At 52.8% G+C, this 1,482-nt stretch carries 2 protein-coding genes and 1 pseudogene; all 3 read left to right on the top strand.

Features of this window, described 5'->3' with window-relative positions; all coding sequences use genetic code 11:
- On the top strand, positions 1-583 hold a 583-nt coding region (locus TX83_RS21490), incomplete at its 5' end, for an RHS repeat-associated core domain-containing protein (RefSeq protein ID WP_141233630.1).
- The gene (locus TX83_RS23055; RefSeq protein ID WP_141233629.1) at positions 580-1,017 is read left to right on the top strand and encodes a hypothetical protein; all 438 of its coding nucleotides are present in this window, start codon (positions 580-582) and stop codon (positions 1,015-1,017) included. The genes TX83_RS21490 and TX83_RS23055, both read left to right, overlap by 4 nt.
- A gap of 225 nt (positions 1,018-1,242) precedes the next feature.
- Positions 1,243-1,482, top strand: a pseudogene (locus TX83_RS21485) (hypothetical protein); the annotation flags it as partial.

Raw genomic sequence — 1,482 nt, 5'->3', positions numbered from 1 at the left:
CGTGTTCGACCTGCGGTTTCCGGGGCAGCGGTACGATTCGGCGACGGGGCTGAATTACAACTACTTCCGGGATTACGATGCGGTTAGCGGCAGGTATGTGCAGAGTGATCCGATAGGTTTGATGGGGGGGGTTAACTTATATCTTTATGTGTCGGCGCGCCCGGCCTTTTACGTTGATCCTACTGGATTGGAGAAGTTGATTCTTTTTGACCAAGATCCTTGGCTGGCAGCAGACAAAATAATAAATATGAATGCTAGGGCGTGGCCCGACACGCCCGGAGTGCTGTATGTTTTTTCCCATGGGTCGTCGAAATATATCGTCGACGATCGTGAGGGAATGTATCTTGATAGGGTGAGGCTTTACCCAAAAGATGCTGCTGCCCTGATTAGGGCGAGTGGATTGTGGCGTGAAGGTATGCCTGTTGTGATTGTTGCCTGTCAGACGGCTAAGGGGACAAATTCATTTGCGGAACAGCTGTCTAAGCAGCTAAGAACGCAGGTGTTGGGTTACACAAGGCTTATCGCGATAGATGGTTACAAGGGAGTTGTTTCGCCTTCTTCTTCGAGGACGTTTAAGCCATGAAAGTAGCTTATGGATTGGTTTTGATGTTAGTTGTTTTTTCTGGTTCGTGTGCTACGGCCGGAAAAGTCGGTGCGAGCCAGTTTGAGGTCGAGTCTGCTGAGCTGTTATTGGACGGGGGCTCCATTGTCATTTCGATTTCAGACGAGTCTGGGCGGCATCGTGCGAAGTTGGATAGATCTCTTGATGCGCTCGACAGGTCTGGTGGACCGCTCCTGTTTGTTGATGAGAGAGAGTTGCCTTTTTCTTCGGAGGAAGCAATGCGTTTGAAGGGCAGGTTGGATGCTTGGGCTGCCTTAACGAATTGTTCTGAAACCGGGTTGGCAAGTGATGTTGATTCAAAAAAAACGCCATCGACTCAAGAGACCAAATGCTTGTCGGTCATGAGTTTCATTCGCTTCCTCGAGATGAGAAGGCAGAGAGGGGCGGATCACTGATAACTAAAATTCAGGTCGGAGCACGTTTCGGCGATAACCGGGTCGGGGTGCCTTTACGTAGATCTTTCGGAAAGACACTCTGTCCCCGTTTATCGGATGCGTTCGGTCCGGGCGAAATAGATCGTGTCAGAGTATTTTCTGCAAGACTCTGTCGGAGGTGTGTACAAGTTGGATCGTTACCCGACACCCTGACCTCTGCAATGGCCTAAGCCGCAGCTACGGTCTGACTATCGCGACAAGACCGTGCACGACAATGCCGCCGACGGTCTGTCGCTGGCCTACGGCTACAACGAAGTCGGCGAGCTGACCGAACTCAAGGACGGCTTGCTGAGCGGCTTCCTGGCCAAGTACGACTGCAACACCCTGGGCCGGCTCAAGATCACCCGCGACGGGCCCAGCAACACCCCGATTGAAACCTACGGCTACGACGCCACCGGCAACCGCACCAGCCTGCTGCACGCCGGC

The sequence above is a fragment of the Lysobacter antibioticus HS124 genome (assembly GCF_000336385.2).
GTDB lineage: Bacteria > Pseudomonadota > Gammaproteobacteria > Xanthomonadales > Xanthomonadaceae > Lysobacter > Lysobacter firmicutimachus.
The sequence above is the reverse complement of the archived record's forward strand: the minus strand, read 5'-3'. Positions and strand labels throughout refer to the sequence as shown.

Bases quoted from the DNA above. Each gene is read 5' to 3' on its own strand.
- TX83_RS23055 (WP_141233629.1), top strand. From the start codon at position 580: ATGAAAGTAGCTTATGGATTGGTTTTGATGTTAGTTGTTTTTTCTGGT.